This window comes from Cuneatibacter caecimuris, assembly GCF_004216775.1.
Classification (GTDB): Bacteria; Bacillota; Clostridia; order Lachnospirales; family Lachnospiraceae; genus Cuneatibacter; species Cuneatibacter caecimuris.
Window position 1 is genome coordinate 368,377 of sequence record NZ_SGXF01000002.1, and the last position, 17,126, is coordinate 385,502.

Sequence of the window (17,126 nt, forward strand, 5' to 3'; positions counted from 1 at the left end):
CTATTCAAAAGGCAACCAGTATATCAAACTGATTGCCCCATTTCATATCATAGTTTCAGCTGTCTTTTACGCCTGGCAGGTGTTTCTTTACTTTGATCAATTACCCTGCTTTTTTCTAATACTGGAAGAAAGACTTCTTCATGTCTTATTTGAAGCAGCTCTTTATAAAACTGTCTCCGAACCGGGCTCATCACCTCCAAACCGTGGTATTCTTCTGGAATCTCATCAATCATACGATTTATCCGGGACAAGTCAATGCGGGGGACAATCCTATGAATTGCATCTAAACATCCTGCCTCCGGAGTATTTGAAATATATTCCATTGGATTGATCAGTTTTTCCTTGTCACTGTATGTACAGAAAACCAAACGATAGGAAGCATCCTTCATTGCCTCCGGATTCTGCAGTGTTTTGAGGATTTGATCATTACTCTTTTTGTTTGTCAGGCAATTCCCGTTATCATATACTGGGGTTAGCTCTTTGGAACCATCCGGATGCACCAAAATACCCCAATTACCATTATTACGGTCATTGTTTGAAATCAAAGCATCTACCACAAACATATCCCAAAAACGTTCCTCCACCCCTGGGATCATCTGCAGTGTCTTATTATTCCGGATTGTCTGCAGCACATCTTCCAGATCTACACTGTCTCCATAAGTAGCTCCACTACTAATTTCATCTCTGCCTTTGACATAAGCATTTTTAATATTTTTAAATTCTATCAGCTCATCTCCCTGTTTCCGGAAGTCCTGGCAGGCCACAACGATTTTCCCATCCCGTTCTCCCAGCAAGGTTTTGTGTACCGGAACACCTATTATCTCATAAATATGAGATCCAATGTATTCAGACAGAGGGCTGGTCGCATAAGAAATATCCATATTTCGGAATCCTCTGGTTGATTTGCCAAACTTCAAAAACCAGTTCTCATCCTGAAAAAAAATACCCATTTTGGCACCAGCATTTCCACTGTAATATCTTTCGTTTTCCGGGAAACTATTAAAATCTATCATCATTACCATGCACCATACCTATCTAATATTTTATTTAACTGCTCCTCTGTGAGGACATTGGCCAGATAATACGATTTACTCATAGTACCCAGTTGCCCAATCCAGGCTTCATACCGCACCTCATCCTCCCCCTGGTACAGCCCTTCTACCTCTTCCATCAGAGCCTTTAATCTCTGAGGGACCGGAAAGTCAATTTTTATATCATCATTCCGAAAAGGATCAAACATACTGACACCTCCTGTCTCTATACTACCGGTTTATGAAAGATTTTTCAAGATTCATTCTCTCTTACCGGGGCTCCGCGGTGATGCTCTATATCTTTCCACCGGGTAAGGCACCCGGCATGTATTCTCACTCAAGACACCTCTACAAAAGAATTCAGTTCGCGCTTATACTTATAATAAGTGTTTCTTGATACTCCAATCAGCTTCATAACCTCCATATCATTCAGGGTACCGCCAAAATCCTTTGAATACTTCTGAATCTGCTTTTTGGCACGAACCCCTTTCTGTGTCTCCCGAGCTGGTCCCGCCGGCCTCCCAATATGCTTACCCTGCAGCCTGGCTGTTTGCATCCCCTCCTTTGTTCGCTTCTGTAGATCCTTAACCTCTTTTTCGGACTGATCAAATGCAATTTTTATCTGTTCCCTGGCCAATTCCATCAAATACTGATTTACTCCCTGCAGTATTGAATCAACCTTTGTTCCGGTCATTTCAATATTTCCATGTGCTATTGCATCTCGAAACGTTTTTGTGTTGATGTGTGGTTCATTTAAAAATATAAGATCCACCTCTTTCCTATACAGATCCTCATACAGGCGAAACCCTTCATCAGCATCTCTTGACATCCGGCTGACAGAATCAAACACAATAGTATCTCCAGGCAGTACCTTTGTATACAGCTTCATCCATTCTGGACGTTCCTTTACTTTTGTGCCAGTAAACACCTCCTGCACAATTACTGCATCAGGATAGATTGCCATGATATTTCTGATCTGTCTCGAAATACACTGCTTTGCAGTTGAAATACGACAATATCCATAAATGGCCCTCACTTTAACACCTCCTGTCTCAATAAAAACGTTCCCTTTTATTTATACTTCTATTTTACTTCATAATCCTGGAAAACTCAAGTTTTTTAATACTATTTTACAATCCCCTTTTTTTGGTACTTTAAAACAACCAAATTTTCCTGGCCAATAGATCATGGAGAAGGGCTGCTTTCAATATTTGGAATTTCCACCAACGGCCGGCCGCATAAAACAATATTCTCTGGTGCTACCACGGCCCTACACTGGACTGATCCCATATTACTGCTGGTGTCGATTATCAAACCGTTTCCTACATACAGAGCAACATGATCAATGTTCATAAAACGGCCATTTGCTCCAAATGAATAGAAAATCAAATCTCCCGGTTTTAAATCATCATAGGAAACCGTTTTTCCAGCTGTAGATAAGCCCTGCGCCTGAGAAGCTGCAGTATCTGAACCACCATACCCCAGGTTTATTCCAATCCTATGATACATTCTGGCGGTCAGAGAAGAGCAATCAAAATATCCTTGCATATGTCTATACGCCTGACTATATGGCGTTCCTATAACACTGATCGCACCAGATATCACCAATTTAATTTCCGGATTTTCTACCCTGTCCAGCAGATCGTTCAGGTTCTCTGGAACTTCCGCATTTCCCGGATCCCAAGTCTCCATACCCAGCAACTTCATCAATGAGCGTTTCCTCTCCGGATCCAGGGCAGCAGCCTGTCTTACTGTATTATCATTTGTACCTGCTTGGATGAGATCTGTCAGCTGGCAGTAATATACTTTAGTCACCTTTTGGCATACCTCTTCACCTCCCTGATCCAAAATTTGATAAAAGCTGGTGTAATAGCACATCTCATGAAATGTGCCTTTCAACAGCTCATAATCCATGCTTTCATCATTACGAAAAGAATCTAGTCTATATAAGTAAAGCAGATATACATCAATGAAATTGGGCATTGCGGTAGTATTGTCAGGAAATAAAATCATGGTATCATTGGGAGGTACTGACAAACCATTATCTCCATCAGTGAGTTTTGCGCTTTCTTGTACTTCTAAAACAAAGTCTCCATACATTTTCTCCAGTGCCTCCGCGACAGGAATTAAGGTATTCTCTATCAATTCCTGATCTGGATCCTCATTCCCTCCCAAAACCATATCAATAAGAATTTTAGGACTATCAATTATTACCAGGATAATAACCCCTGGTAGTACAAGCATAAGTAAAGAGAACAGACCACCGATTGCTATTCCTGCAATCTTCCGTTTCGCTGCTGCCAAAATTGCCTTACCAGCTTTTTTTGCGATGCCTACAACCTTATTCTTTACCACTCCCTTACTTTTAGAAGAAAACCATTTTATTTGAAATTTCTTTATTTGCTGGGATTGAGCTTTTTTAACGGATTCCGTTTTCTTTACCTGTTTCAAAGATCCTGACGCTTTCTTTTCTGAAGAAGCGCCGGCACGCATAACCTTAAAACCACTCAGCTGTATGTTATTTTCTTTATTGATATCCTTTTTGGACATTTTGATGGAATTGTTAAAATGGTTATCCGCAGTACCCGTTTTTTTTGTACCAGCCACCCAGGACTTCTCGCCTACCGTATTATTTCGGTTTTTGAAAGATTTTGAAGTCATCTTCTTTGTCATATCCTGCGGCATTTTATCTTTAGAAGGCTTCAGGATATTTCTTTTTTTTGTTAAGGTTTCGTTATGTATTGCCTGTCTATAGTGTACCTCCTTAATCTGCGGTTCCTTTCTTCTGCGCGCAGCATTACCAGCAGAATAATCATTCATGGTCTGCTGATAAGAGTGAATAGAAGAGCCGGCCTGCTTCATTTCCTTTTCTTTATGGATTTTTTTCAATTTAATACTGTTTTTATAATATTTTTCTTTCGCCCATTGCCCGCCATGCCCAGAGAGGCCAGCAGCATAAGCATACTGCTGTATCTCTTGTTCTGTATGGTCTTCTAATGAACGATTTTGTAAATTTTGAGCCTCATGGTCTGATATATTAGAAGAAATGCGGCCTGTTGCAGCCACTCCTTTTGTCCCGGAAGAACCAATCTTGCCCATTTTAAAAAATGCCTTATTACTATACTTCACGCCGGCCTGTATCCGAGTAACTGATTTTTGTAGGTGCATTCTTTCAGCAGCCGGCATCTTAGAATACACAAAATTACTGGTCTTATTAAGAGTATACCCACCAGTGAATTTTACAGCTCTCCCCATACCTGAAGCTAACTTTTTACCTTGCTTCACACTTATTTTTATTACTTTGTTCCGACTGTGCATGTATAATTCATTATTTTTTGTGGACACTACAGACCTCCTCATCATGCAATACTGCCCAATGAGGCAGTGCTTAGATTTCCTATTGTTCTTCTATTCTGTTAGGGAATCTATCTTACCTTTTACCCCTTCCGCTTCATTACTTAGTGTTCTTTCCGAAAAACAATCCTTACTTTCCTTTCTATGTATTTCATGGAAATTACTATTAAGCTGATGATACAATGGGGAATTTTTAGGCAGCCGGATATCAAATGGTATTATCTTAGAACCAAAACGCATCAACCCCAAGCCGGGATCCGTACCTGTTGCAAATTCCAGCTGGCTTTCAGATACTCCGATCATGTCGGCAACTACTTTAGCATCTGAGAGCGATTGATTTAGCATTACAACAAATTCACTATTGGACAGCATATCTGTCCCAATCGGTGATCTGGATATATAAGCGATATTTTGCGTCATGCCAGTAATAATACCGCCGAGTTTTCTCATCATTTTCCAGGCTCTGTTCAAATATGTTGCTGTAATCAAATGCTCTAATAAAACATGGATCTCATCGATTCGAATAAATGTTGCTAACCCTTCTTCAAAATTTTCTCCTACTTTTGACTCGATTACATCAATCATAATCAGCATGGCCATGGATAACAAATCCTCACTCAAATTTGCCATGCCGAAACATATAATTTTATTTTCCATGTCCAAATTACTTTGATGAGAAAAGAAATTTAGTGTACCAGTAACCAAAATCTCAAAAAGTAAGCGCAGATCTTTTTTCTCCTCTTCTGGCTGAACGTCCAGTAAATCATAAAAATCTCTTAAAGTAGGTATTTCAGCATTACGATCACTGAAGAAAGAACGATAAATCCGTTCTACACAGCGATCAATAATTGATTTATATTTGGGATTGAGATCTTCTACTGCTTGTTCCTGGGCCAGAGACAGCATTAATTGAGACTTTCTGGCAATCAGCCCATTTCTCTTGCTCTTAGGAAGATTGTGTGATACTGCAAAAGGATTTGCATATGTCTTTGATTGAGCAGACATATCAATCACTGTTCCTCCCAAACTCCTAACCAGGTCAAAATATTCGTTTTGTGGGTCTATAATGATATGGCAGTCCTTTGGATTCCGTATGATATCGGAAATGAGTTCCAGTTTATTGAAGACAGTCTTGCCTGATCCAGTTTCTCCGAAAATCCATCCATGCGGATTTGAAAGATATTTTCGATCACCAAACACGGGATTCCCGGAAATTTGATTACGGCCGTAATAATTTCCGTGCGGCTGATCCATTGTTTGAACGTAAAATGGCTGCAATACAGCAAGTTCACGGGTAAGCATTGTTCGCATTGTTGCCACTTCACGTATCCCGATTGGTAATATCGTAAGTAATGCCTCTTTCTGTTTCAGCTCATGGATATCCATTTTTACAGAATATCCCCGGGCAATACTATATACATTTTCTGTATGGTCTGCCAACTCTTCTTCTGTGTCTGCCATTAGCATGAGAGACAAATTAACCCAAAACATTTTCTGGTCATTTCTCGTTACTTCTTGGATGGCCTGGTTTACGGCTTCCTTTTCCTGTTGTACGGTGTAAGATATTTCATTACTGAAACTGCCATTTTTATTTCTAAGTGTTTGCTGATCGGAGATTTTTTTCTCCACGGATAAATAGTTTTTATTTAGCCAGTTGATTGCCAGTTCTTTTGGAATTGGAACGGCATCAATACTGATCATGCTGTGCATCGGAGCCTGTGCTAAATCCGTCAGAAATTGATCAGATAAACTGCTTCCTACCTTCTGCAGAAACATAGCACGGCAAAATTTGTTGCCCAGGCGAAAATCTTTGCTGGTAAATTCTGCAGTCATTGAGGCTACATCATTTTTCCAATCCCAGCCGTGCTCTACATAATCCTTATAGTTAAACTGATAATCTGACTCATTGCCCATCCGAAATACATCGTGCAATATTTTAATTCTCTCCTCAGTATCCATGGGAATAATCATACTGCCCAGACGTTTAAATTCTTTTTGAATATTATTTTCAACGTTTCTGAAAAAAGATCTGGCTTCTGTTATGTTATTTTTTCGAATCGTGATTGTCAGGTATTTTTCCTGCCGGATACCAGGACGGTCATTATGGAGTATGGAATTTGCAATAACTTCATTCATTGCTTTGCTCCATTCTCCATACCTTTCATTGACAGGATAAAAATAATCCTCTTCAAAATTCTCCATGTTATAATTTTTATTATTGATTGTCAGCTTAAATTTTACAGGAATAGTATTATACATCCTGCTAAGACGTACCAGTAATTCTGTCTGCGCTTCTTCGTCTTCGATTGCATAGTTAATATCGCTGACTTGATAACATTTACTGTAATTTTGATTGTGCAGCTCAAAAATACCGTCATCACTAACCCTTATAATTTCAAGCAGCTGCTGTGTCGATTTTGGCATTTTATGTAATGGCTTATCGGCCTTTTTTAGTTTCAGCATTTTGTTCATTTATTTTTACCCCTCTTTTAAAACGGTTAAGTTTCTTTTCCTTTTTTACCAATTTCTTTGTTAATATCTCCTGTTCCGCCCAAAATTTTTCTGTAAGTTCAGCATCTTCTGTAGAGATATAAGTAAGAATTTGTTTTTTGGGGAGAGCCATTTTCCCCAAATATTCCCAGACTAACATGTCTTGTTTATGAAAAAATGTAGAGGCCATTATTGGAGCTACAATCAGCGCCCCCATATATCCAATCATTTGAGTATCTATCATATCTTTTAAAAAGATCACTCCACCACCGACAACGATTACCAAAGATCCCATTGCCACAATTTCTTTTATCGTCAGCCCTTTCCATACCGTTTGACGGAAGGACCCCATATCCTGTCCAATCTCAAATTCCATGGTTTTACCAACCTCCTTACAACGAAAATCCTAAAGAACGGACTGTAATATTTTGAGCTCCTTTTACGATGCCAAGTGTCATGATCATCATAAAACAAGCTTCAAACATACGCCCGACTGCCTGCAACATTGCATTCTCTGTTAGTCCGTCAGCAACAGAGAAACCTGAATTTGCAAGCGCCGCGGCTAACATCAAAGCCAGTACAATTACCACGCCTTCCAGAATTAAGCTGATCAGATTTTTAAAATACTGACCTGTGATGTTCATTCCCATTGGAAGACATGCACAGGCAAATATACCCAGTGGTACAATTAGAACTAATTTGATAAATCGCTCATAAAGGACAAATAATAATCCGAAGGCTGTAACTACCATCACTACAAGCATGACAACTGCCAACAGGATCAACAAAATCTGCCATCCCCATCCGGTATCAGAAATAGCCTCTCTTGTGGCATCTGATAAGCTGGTATGTAATGCCTGGGGAGTTCCAACCAATCCGATCAGCGCTCCGCCCGAACGGAATAGCTGTAACGCAATGTTACTGAAATTTAAAATTAACACATTCCCAATCGCAGCTTTTGCAAAAATTTTTACATAATCCCAAACTTGAACCTGTCTGGCATCCGTTATTTCTTTGAAAAAGCCGAGCAGAACCATAAATGCATATAATGTTCCTGCAACGCCGGCAAAAATAGGCAGTACGCCGGCTATAATAGACCATAGAGAGCCTCCAGCAAAAGTATCCGGACTCTGGCCTAATTGCAAATAAACGTAATTTACAATTAGGTTCCAAACTTCATACCCTGATTCAAGACAAAAGATTATTACATCTTCAAACAATTTTTTTCCTCCTACCAAATGGGGCAAGGAAAAAATTCCTATCCCTGCCCACCTTATCCTGATACCTACTCCTTACTTCATCAGGGAAAAATCGTTTCATTGGCTACGATTACCAGGTAATACCCATAAGGGCCAGTAGTTGCTTAATAAACACCAAAATTATACCAGCTGCGATATACATTCCACCATGAACCATTCCCTGGCTGTCCTTCTGTGTTATTCCTTGCACAAATTCAACAACACCTTTTACCGCTAAAAATAAGCCTACTACCCCAATAACAGCCAAAAAAATATCCAGTAATTTTATAAGTGGTTGTGTTACAACATTCGTTTCCATTTTTTCATCCTTTCAGCAAAATAGGGGCCCTCTGGCACCTATCTATGTTCATCATATTCTGTAGACAGTTCCTCTCAATAAGAAGCTGCCCAACTATTAACTGTTCTTAAAAGTATGTACAGTGCCAAGATACAGCAGGTTATCAATATCACTAGATATGGATGTTCTTTGATATACTGTATTAAATATCCTAAATTTGGTATTCCAAACCATACGCGCCCAAGTATATCTTTTGCTTTTACAATACCTGTATCTGGATATTCATTATTATCGCCTTTTGTTTCTACCCCGATATTGTTTAAGGACGCAACTCTATGTGTGACGATTGAGCTATTTTCTGGGCCGGATCGGAATGTTATTGTGTCTCCTATAGATAGATCCTCAAAACTTACCGGCTGCGTAATAACAACACAGCCAGTAGGATAAGCAGGAAACATACTGGATGACAGTACAACATAGGCTCGGTATCCTAAAGCTGATCCAATCAATACACCCAAAGATATTAGTGCGGTACATAGAATGATCCCATTTGATATAATTCTGATTAGGAGACATATTCGATTAGAAGGTTTGGTTTTCCCTCTCTTCATCATTGGCCACCATCTCCTCTTTGCGTCCAATACAATTTGAACGCTTTTGTCATTTTTTCAGTTACATCACCCTGAATAACATCCAAATATTTAGACTGAATCGCATATGCTTTAATCTGGATGTTTTGATGTTCACCTTCCGGCAATGTCCCTTCCAGCACATTGGGGTAATATACCTCATTAAAAAGAGGAATTGTTTTTTCCCCCACAGAGAGCTCTTTATTTGTATAGGCATACAGATATTTGCTCTCCTTGTCCGATACCTGCCTGCTAATTTCTGTCCAGCCATCATTTATCACATACTGGTAGACATCCATCAGCTGCGGTGAAGTAACCATTGATTGGTTTTCTACCAGCTGCAGATCTTCTCTGGGGACAGTAACTTCCAAGTATATGTAGGCAGATACACCACTTATATGAATAACAGTGGGATCCTTTGGGACAGTTGTATTTGGTAGAATTCCATCGGCTATGTCAGGAACTCCGTCCCCATCTTTATCAGGTAAGCCTTCCCAAGCTGGTTCTTTTAAGTCGATCAGCAGATCTCCAATGGTAAAGGTATTGGATACAGAATGCTTATCGGTCAGGTAAGCATTCGTCAGATAAACACTTCCAAAGCCTGTCACACATACACAGATTACAACAGCCGCGATCAGTATTGCCTGCCATTTTTTGATCCTTTTCATCTCTCACCCTCCCTTCTTTTACCTAATTTCTTGATCCCAATTATTAAGGCGGCACCACAAATTATTATGCCTGCCAAAGAGAAGTACATTGCCGTATGGTTGTGGGAAGAGATGCCCAGATTTGGAGCTGTGACTTCATCGTCCGATTCAGCTATCCAAACCCAATTTATACGTCCAGTTAGATTTTGATAATTATTGTCTAAATCTGGACTTACTGTTAAAGAAATGGATAAGTCTGTTCCTTCACCTTTTAATAATTTACCAATAGATTGTTTCATTATCATGGTTTCAGGAGCTTCTGCAGTTGATTCCAAATTTCCATAAATCGGACCAGCATAGATCGTATTCCCGTTAGAATCTGACACCACAATACTGCAGTATTCACGAATCAATTTTTCGATTAGATCACACTGGTTTTCATCTTGCTCCGCCATCTCCGCGCACAGGAAGATTTCGGTTTCCTTCTGGAATCTATTTTCCACATGTATATTCTGGGACCGATTTTCCCCTGGCATCAGATTTTTGAAATTTATAAATAAGTCTGTGTCTTCTGGTAAAAAGACAAAACCCTCGTCAAAGTTCTGGAACACCACAGATGCACTTTCTGTTTGTGCTTGCTGTACATCCCATTGAATATCCAGCTCCTCCATCGTTTTTCCCCAGAAACTGATACCATTTCCAGCTGCCTGAATACATTCCATGTCAATCTGGATATGGCCTATTGCACCCGCATATATATTATTTGCAGTTCCCGATACATGAAACTGTTCAAACAAAGGTTCTGCAGTTTTTTCTCCCGGTGCCAGGACTCCCTTGTAATAGTACCACCCATCGTCATATAACCAGTGCTGACTATTAAAATCAATTTCGATCAGATCCGGATTTAAGCTTTTATTATCAAAATATTTCCGAACCTGGACTCTGGGGATCATATCAAAATCCCCATCATTTCTGATATCAACAACTTTTTTTACTGTACTGCCCGGATAGTGTATCCCTTCTTCATATTCTTCTTCTATTTTTCCAGAGACCTTGGCGATTGTAATTTTGTGGTATGATACTTCGCGGAGTACCTGAGATGCAAAGGCTACTGATGTTCCCAACAATAATACCCCAGTTACAACAAGCGCCAATGCCGGCATATATTTTTTCTTCATCCTGATTCCTCCACTAAAAAGCCCGCAGCTGGCAAAAATCCAGCTGCGGGCTAATCTCCCAGTCCAGATCTATAAAGCAACCGGGGAAAATCAACTATCTAACGCATTTAATTAGGGCTGCAGAGTCATCTGCTGGATGTGCTCTGTATCCAGCAGATCCCAAGCGGCATCCGCGTTGGCAACATTCTTGCTCTGTACAGCTTCTGCTGTCAGACGCAGCTGATATCCTTTTCCTTCTGCAGATACAACCAGGTTATCCTGGTCATCCATGGTGTACGTGTCACCATCCAGAATTGCCATATCCTGATTGTCAAATTCCGTGGGAACTGCAATGCGGTTGAACAGGACCACTTTTTCTCCTTTGCTAAAGATTCCGTCTCCGCCGACATAGTTAAAATACAGCACGTTGTCTGCTGCATCTGCTGCCGTGGTGTCTGCTTTGAAATCAGGATTTACCATTGGCAGTGCTTCAATAGTTTCTTTTTTATATGCTGTTCCTTCTACCAGCGCGGTGCCGGCAGCGTCATAGCGAATTATGCTCTTAATCTGCTTCAGCCGCTCGGCATCTGTGATAAGATTCTCCTCATCATCCAAAATTTCTACTTTCACACGCATATAGCTGTCTCCATCCAGAGCTGTAACCGTTGGGTCCTTCGTTACAGTATCGCCTGGATGACGATTCAAGCCATCCTGAGAATTGTCCCAGCTGGGTTCAGTCAGCTGGATATCAATTTCTCCTACGGTAAAGGTATTTGTGGCTGAATCCTTATCGGTCAGATAAGCCATGGTTACGCCTATTGTAGCGAATACCAATAAACCAGCTGCTGCAACTGCTGCAAATCTCGTCTTTTTTGTAAATCTCATTTTTCTCATCGTTTCATTCTCCTTTTAATCTTTTTCTTATTTTTCCTATTCTGTGTCAATTTGGCGGTACAGACATTACTCCAAAATCCCCTGTACCACCAGATAAGTACCGGCATTACTGCCATCTGCGTTTCTCGCACAACTAATTAGATAAGCTTCTGTATATGGCCGCTTTCCATTGATGATTTGTTCTACCGCCAGATTCCTGTCCCAGATCGTTACTGATGCAACTTTGTATTGATAGCTTCCGTGCCATGCTGTTAGGGTGAAGCGGTCACCCGGCTGTGCATCTTGCAAACGGTTTAGGGACACATTGTAAGCAGGATGGTTATGACCCAAAATGACATAGGCAGTCCCTCCCAAAACTATATCTGGCCGGGCGGCCGTCAGCATCCATATATCAAGGTCATGATTTATCTCTTGTTGTGTGCCATTATATATTCCGCGCACTATCCCCAGTTTTGGGTATTCTAACACACAGTCAAGAAATCCTTTCGCGTAGTCCGGAGTATAAATTACTCCATTCTCATTGTACCATCCATCACTCCAATTTTTCCAATCTCCCAGAGACGCTTGATCCTCACTGGCAGACGGTGCAGTGTCTGGCGCTTGCACCACTGATTCATCACCTCCTTTCATGGAATCCAGGTACTCTAAAGCCAGGCTTTCCTCTAAGCTGATTCTGGATCTGGCTTCATCAATCTCCTCTTCTGCCTGCAGATATTGCTTAAACTGCATAAAAAAAGCTGCCAGGCATACGCCAAACAGCAACAAGCAAAGTAATATCCATATTTTGGGGGCCAGACTACTCTTCATCCCATTTTTCTACAAAACCGGTGTCGCTGGTTTCGTTGCCGGAATAACCGCCCAGATCTTTTGATTCCCCATACACAATAATATCAAACGGGGTTAATTTTTCTGCAGGCGCAGTATCTTTGATTACCACTTGTGTAAATAACGGTTCCGTTATTTCACCCGGGTAAAGAACATGCTTATAATAGTAAAAGCTATCGGCTTCAGAATAGTACCAGGATTCTGATATTGTAAGCGGTTCACAAAGTTTTGCAATATCGCTTAATGAAAACTCCGCGCGCATCCTTACAAACAAAGGTATATTACCAGTATTTTTTATCGAAGGCTTTTTTGTAATCACGTCGCCTGCTTTTATATCAGGAGGCGGCGTGAACTCCTCTTCTATGGTTATCGTGTCTTGTGCAATGATAAAATCATTGGCTGCTGCATTCTTTGATGTCAGATATGAATAGGTATCTCTGACAAGAAGGACAGCCAATCCAACACACACGACAGTCAGAAGGGCAAGTGCCAGTCTCTTGCACATTTTTTTGCCCATACATACGCTCCTTCCTTAGTCCACCAGGACTCCTTTCACCACATTGCTGCCACTGCTCTTTGTTGCAATCATTGCATCTATAATTTCAGAAGTTGTTGATGTATAATTCACAACAATCTTGGCATTGCCCAGTGTTGCAGCATCTTTAAACATGTCAGCATAGTTTGCATAATTTCGAACTGTTATTGTGGTTGATAGTCCCCGGCATCCTTCGAACATACCTCCGAAATCATAATTATTTGAGGTATCCCAACTGCTCAAATCACCAACCGTCCAGCTTGTATTGTAGCCTGCCTCACAGAATATGTAACTGAAATCACCAACATTGTGTGTGTCCCATCGGCTTAGATCTCCGACCGTCCAGCTTGCTGCATTATGTCCGGCTCCATAAAACATGCTACGCATTATTCCGTTCTTAGACATGTTCCATCGTCCAAGATCTCCAACGGTCCAGCTTGCTGCATTATATCCGGCTCCCGAAAACATGCTTTCGGTACTACTCACATTGCAAGTGTTCCATCTACTTAGATCTCCAATAGACCAATTCGATGCACTGGATCCAGTTCCTGAAAACATGTATTCTGTACTCTGAAGGGATGATACGTCCCAATTATCCAATCCAATAATAGAGAAAGAATCCAGTACATAGCTGCCTGTATTTTCAAAAGCAGAATACATCTGAATAACAGAAGAAGTATCCAACATGGATACATCTATGTACGCCAAATTGGATTTGTCTCTGAACATTGAACTGCTATCTTCATTCGCTGCGATCTTCAATCCGCTTTTTTGAGAAGAGATATAAAGTGTTGTACCATCTAACCATGAAACTACACTGCCATCTTTTGCTGCAGAAACATCTGTTAATTTTGCTTTATTTGGTGCTGGAGCATCTGAAAAAACAACTGCTGCTGCATCATTCGGAATATGCATATTGAAATCGTATCCTGGTTCCAGAACAGGTTTTATTTTCTCAAACTGAGCAGTGTAAGTTATATTTCCTACACATTTATCACCTGGTGTAAAGGCAGGTGACCAGCCAGCAAACTTATAACCATCCTTCTGGGGGATCCCAGGGTCTGCAATCGCATCTCCTTCCTTTAATATTTGTGTGTCAAAGGCAGTACCATCAGCGGTAAATAAAACGGTGTATACAACTGAGTTAAAATAATTTGAAACAAGGTATGTATGGCTTGTACCACTCTGATCAGTCTTGACATTATAGATACCGGTTGAAGCACTTGGATGGTTTATCAGATCGAACTGACAAGTTTTTTCAGAGACAACACCGTTTACAACGTCATAAAATGAATCAAAATTATAACGGTTGGTCTCCCCTTCTGTCAATACATAGTTTCCTGCAATTACTTGGAATGTAACAGCTTTTTCTATATATTCGTTGCCCATTCCCACATCAGCTTGGGTAAATTCTATAGCTTTGTGGTAAATATGTTGCTGTCCATCCAAATCCACACCATCCAGCGTTAAAAGGAACGTCGGATTTCCATGTGCCCATACGATATCACTTGCTTTAATTTTCTTGGATACTGTGACTTCCCGGATAGATTTTTCATTTTCGAATTCATAATGAAAATTACTTTCCACGTTATCACGATCAATGCAGATCTGAATGATCTTAGAATCCACATCATATCCAGCTGGCGCTGCTGTTTCTTTTAAATAGTAAGTTCCCTGGCCTACATTTAATGCCTCGTAGGTTCCATCTCCTTTATCTGCCAGCACCATGTATGGCATAGTACAATCCGGATCTGTATAGAGAGTAAACTCCGCGCCTGTGAGTAAGGTTCGTGAATCCTTATCGTACTTGTCCACTGTCACCGTTCCCGTTTTCTTTTGGTTTGTTGTTCGAATTTCTCTTTTTACAACTTCTGCGCCAAGAATATTACCTAGCAACTCAATTTTTATTGGTACAGAATCTAACATATATCCTATCGGTGCAGCATCCTCTCTTAGGTAATAGGTCCCCTGGTCTACATTTAACGCCTCGTAGGTCCCATCCCCTTTATCTGTCATCACCGTGTATGGTACAGTACAATCCAGATCCATATAGAGAACATAGGTCGCACCAGTCAGCACTTCACCCGTCTCTTTATCGGTCTTTTTAACAATCAAATTATAAACCTGTTTTTGATTGGTCCATTGTTTTTCGATTGTTACATTTTCTGCACCCGTATCATCTCCTTCAATTACTACTTCAATGATTTCAGATGAGAGCGCGTACCCAGGCGGTGCCTTGGTCTCTTTTAAATAATATTGCCCCAAAGGAATTCCTGTTTGTCGATAAGTACCGTTACCTACCCCAGTTAAATCATACACTTTATTGGTACATTCAGGGTCACTATACAAACTAAAAGCAGCACCATCCAGAGCAGTACCATCTTCTTTATCCGTTTTCACAACAGTTAAAGTGCCTGATTGCTTTGTATTGGTGACTGAGATATTTCTCTCTACCTGGACATTTCCGGTAGTATCGCCGCTCAAATTTATGGTTGTGACCTCTGGCGAAAGTGCATATCCGGACGGTGCTTTGGTTTCTTTCAGATAATATGTTCCAGGAGCTAACCCGGTTACTTCGTAGGTTCCATCCCCTTTATCTGTTAAATCCGCAATTTTATTATTGAGTGCCGGGCTGCTGAAAACTGCGAAGCTGGCCCCCTTTATTTTAACTTTTGTGTCTGCATCAATTTTAGTAACGATTAAGGTTATCTTCTGCTTTACATCAGTTGCTGCCACCTTAATCGTTTGGCCATTTGATACTGTAACTGGATACACCGTATTGTTATAGGCATATCCGGCAGGTGCAGAGATTTCTTTGACAAAATACTGGCCAATTTTTATATTGGCTGATGTCTTACCGGATGAATCCGTTACTGCAAGCTGCTGAAATAAATTTTGGCAAGCTGAATCTGTATAAATGCCATAAACTGCTCCAGCCAGGGCTGCTCCTGTAGATTCATCCTTTTTTTCCAGCTCTAAAGTGCCAGTAACCGTTGGGGTAGTACCGTCCGTTTCTATTGGATCATTTAATCGCTCCATAGAAGATACTACGCCGGCCCACTGTTTTCCCGCATTTCTCGGCTTGAAAAAATGGAAATTTGCACTGTTTCTTTCAGTTATCCCATAAGCGATTACAGAAATGGTTTTCTCCATATTTCCACTGATTGGAAATGTTAGTGTAATTGTTGATGTACCAGTATTGATATCCTTTTTAAGATATCCATTCTCCAGATTAGCAGTTACCCCATCAATTTTAAAGCTGGTGTTGGTCGGCAAATTCTGAAATGATATCTGCCAGCCAGTTAGATAAGATGCCTGCACCTGATAAGTCATTACAAAGTTATTACCCGATATAGCAGTAGATTTGTATGTTACTTCTACACTTGGATCAGCAATATTTTTTCCACTTAGTCCAACCTGTATTAGCTGGTTCAGTTGTCCTACAGCATCAACACCGGAAACACGATTACCTAATGAGCCGTTCTTAACTTGTTCCGTTGTCCAGCCTCCGGAACCAGGCTGTCCGAGAGCATCCATCACATACCATATCGCAATCTGCGCATTCTGCCGAGTACATTGCCATGGAATTCCTTTGTTCTCCCAGTACGGCTGGAATAAAAGACTGTTTTCAATGATATTGCGGACAGCTAAAACAGCCTCCATACTAAAGGTATTATAAAGCGTACTCCCCGCATCTGTTCCAATCTCCGTATATTTACCTCCACTAGCCGGATCACCGGCAGCTTCCTGTAAACATAAAGAGGTCCGATTATCGGAAGACTGAAACCATGCTGCTCCTAAACCATCTCCAGTAGGAATCGTGATATAATTCTGAAACAGCCCTTGTGCAATCTGATCAGCTTGATGTACTTCTGGAAATTCTATCATTGGGCTTGCCGCATAGACTTCCACAACAGGAATACTGCTAATAACAACTGCTGCTGATAACAGGCCGGCCAATGCTTTTTTTATTCCTCCAAACATACTTGCTCCTTTCCTCTGTTTTTTCTCCTTATAAGTGACTTTCC

Annotated in this window: 15 protein-coding genes; all 15 read right to left on the reverse strand. The window is 40.7% G+C overall.

Annotation, left to right across the window (positions count from 1 at the left end; translation table 11 throughout):
- Nucleotides 1–47: 47 nt before the first annotated feature.
- Entirely contained in the window at nt 48–1,022 is a 975-nt protein-coding gene (locus tag EV209_RS07915) for a HipA domain-containing protein (protein ID WP_130434817.1), read from the reverse strand.
- Nucleotides 1,016–1,240: a hypothetical protein gene (locus tag EV209_RS07920; RefSeq protein WP_130434819.1), complete on the reverse strand. Its 225-nt coding sequence runs from the start codon at nt 1,238–1,240 to the stop codon at nt 1,016–1,018. Before EV209_RS07920 ends, EV209_RS07915 begins: the two co-directional genes overlap by 7 nt.
- A 128-nt stretch (nt 1,241–1,368) precedes the next feature.
- The gene (locus tag EV209_RS07925; protein ID WP_130434821.1) at nt 1,369–2,067 is read right to left on the reverse strand and encodes a recombinase family protein; all 699 of its coding nucleotides are present in this window, start codon (nt 2,065–2,067) and stop codon (nt 1,369–1,371) included.
- Nucleotides 2,068–2,216: 149 nt separating this feature from the next.
- Nucleotides 2,217–4,376 (reverse strand): C40 family peptidase, encoded by a 2,160-nt coding sequence (locus tag EV209_RS07930; protein ID WP_165388864.1) that lies wholly within the window; start codon nt 4,374–4,376, stop codon nt 2,217–2,219.
- Nucleotides 4,377–4,439: 63 nt separating this feature from the next.
- The gene (locus EV209_RS07935; protein ID WP_130434825.1) at nt 4,440–6,857 is read right to left on the reverse strand and encodes a VirB4-like conjugal transfer ATPase, CD1110 family; all 2,418 of its coding nucleotides are present in this window, start codon (nt 6,855–6,857) and stop codon (nt 4,440–4,442) included.
- Nucleotides 6,823–7,251, reverse strand: a complete 429-nt coding sequence (locus tag EV209_RS07940) for a PrgI family mobile element protein (protein WP_130434827.1) — start codon at nt 7,249–7,251, stop codon at nt 6,823–6,825. The genes EV209_RS07935 and EV209_RS07940 overlap by 35 nt, the downstream gene beginning before the upstream one ends.
- A 16-nt stretch (nt 7,252–7,267) precedes the next feature.
- Nucleotides 7,268–8,095, reverse strand: a complete 828-nt coding sequence (locus EV209_RS07945) for a hypothetical protein (protein WP_130434829.1) — start codon at nt 8,093–8,095, stop codon at nt 7,268–7,270.
- A gap of 109 nt (nt 8,096–8,204) precedes the next feature.
- The gene (locus EV209_RS07950; RefSeq protein ID WP_130434831.1) at nt 8,205–8,432 is read right to left on the reverse strand and encodes a hypothetical protein; all 228 of its coding nucleotides are present in this window, start codon (nt 8,430–8,432) and stop codon (nt 8,205–8,207) included.
- A 74-nt stretch (nt 8,433–8,506) separates the two neighbouring features.
- Nucleotides 8,507–9,025, reverse strand: a complete 519-nt coding sequence (locus EV209_RS07955) for a signal peptidase I (RefSeq protein WP_130434833.1) — start codon at nt 9,023–9,025, stop codon at nt 8,507–8,509.
- Nucleotides 9,022–9,708: a SipW-dependent-type signal peptide-containing protein gene (locus EV209_RS07960; RefSeq protein WP_130434835.1), complete on the reverse strand. Its 687-nt coding sequence runs from the start codon at nt 9,706–9,708 to the stop codon at nt 9,022–9,024. Before EV209_RS07960 ends, EV209_RS07955 begins: the two co-directional genes overlap by 4 nt.
- Nucleotides 9,705–10,865 carry a hypothetical protein gene (locus EV209_RS07965; RefSeq protein WP_130434837.1) on the reverse strand — a complete coding sequence of 387 codons (1,161 nt, stop codon included), beginning with the start codon at nt 10,863–10,865 and terminating at the stop codon, nt 9,705–9,707. The genes EV209_RS07960 and EV209_RS07965 overlap by 4 nt, the downstream gene beginning before the upstream one ends.
- 111 nt (nt 10,866–10,976) lie before the next feature.
- Nucleotides 10,977–11,738 (reverse strand): SipW-dependent-type signal peptide-containing protein, encoded by a 762-nt coding sequence (locus EV209_RS07970; protein ID WP_207220586.1) that lies wholly within the window; start codon nt 11,736–11,738, stop codon nt 10,977–10,979.
- A 66-nt stretch (nt 11,739–11,804) separates the two neighbouring features.
- Nucleotides 11,805–12,545, reverse strand: coding sequence for a sortase domain-containing protein (locus tag EV209_RS07975; RefSeq protein ID WP_130434839.1), 741 nt, complete (start codon nt 12,543–12,545; stop codon nt 11,805–11,807).
- Entirely contained in the window at nt 12,535–13,080 is a 546-nt protein-coding gene (locus EV209_RS07980) for a hypothetical protein (protein WP_130434841.1), read from the reverse strand. The genes EV209_RS07975 and EV209_RS07980 overlap by 11 nt, the downstream gene beginning before the upstream one ends.
- Before the next feature lie 15 nt (nt 13,081–13,095).
- On the reverse strand, nt 13,096–17,082 hold the full coding sequence (locus tag EV209_RS07985) for a SpaA isopeptide-forming pilin-related protein (RefSeq protein ID WP_130434843.1): 3,987 nt from the start codon (nt 17,080–17,082) through the stop codon (nt 13,096–13,098).
- Between the last annotated feature and the right edge of the window lie 44 nt (nt 17,083–17,126).

Bases quoted from the DNA above. Each gene is read 5' to 3' on its own strand.
- EV209_RS07915 (WP_130434817.1), bottom strand. From the start codon at position 1,022: ATGGTAATGATGATAGATTTTAATAGTTTCCCGGAAAACGAAAGATAT.
- EV209_RS07920 (WP_130434819.1), bottom strand. From the start codon at position 1,240: ATGTTTGATCCTTTTCGGAATGATGATATAAAAATTGACTTTCCGGTC.
- EV209_RS07935 (WP_130434825.1), bottom strand. From the start codon at position 6,857: ATGAACAAAATGCTGAAACTAAAAAAGGCCGATAAGCCATTACATAAA.
- EV209_RS07940 (WP_130434827.1), bottom strand. From the start codon at position 7,251: ATGGAATTTGAGATTGGACAGGATATGGGGTCCTTCCGTCAAACGGTA.
- EV209_RS07950 (WP_130434831.1), bottom strand. From the start codon at position 8,432: ATGGAAACGAATGTTGTAACACAACCACTTATAAAATTACTGGATATT.
- EV209_RS07955 (WP_130434833.1), bottom strand. From the start codon at position 9,025: ATGATGAAGAGAGGGAAAACCAAACCTTCTAATCGAATATGTCTCCTA.
- EV209_RS07960 (WP_130434835.1), bottom strand. From the start codon at position 9,708: ATGAAAAGGATCAAAAAATGGCAGGCAATACTGATCGCGGCTGTTGTA.
- EV209_RS07965 (WP_130434837.1), bottom strand. From the start codon at position 10,865: ATGAAGAAAAAATATATGCCGGCATTGGCGCTTGTTGTAACTGGGGTA.
- EV209_RS07970 (WP_207220586.1), bottom strand. From the start codon at position 11,738: ATGAGAAAAATGAGATTTACAAAAAAGACGAGATTTGCAGCAGTTGCA.
- EV209_RS07975 (WP_130434839.1), bottom strand. From the start codon at position 12,545: ATGAAGAGTAGTCTGGCCCCCAAAATATGGATATTACTTTGCTTGTTG.
- EV209_RS07980 (WP_130434841.1), bottom strand. From the start codon at position 13,080: ATGGGCAAAAAAATGTGCAAGAGACTGGCACTTGCCCTTCTGACTGTC.
- EV209_RS07985 (WP_130434843.1), bottom strand. From the start codon at position 17,082: ATGTTTGGAGGAATAAAAAAAGCATTGGCCGGCCTGTTATCAGCAGCA.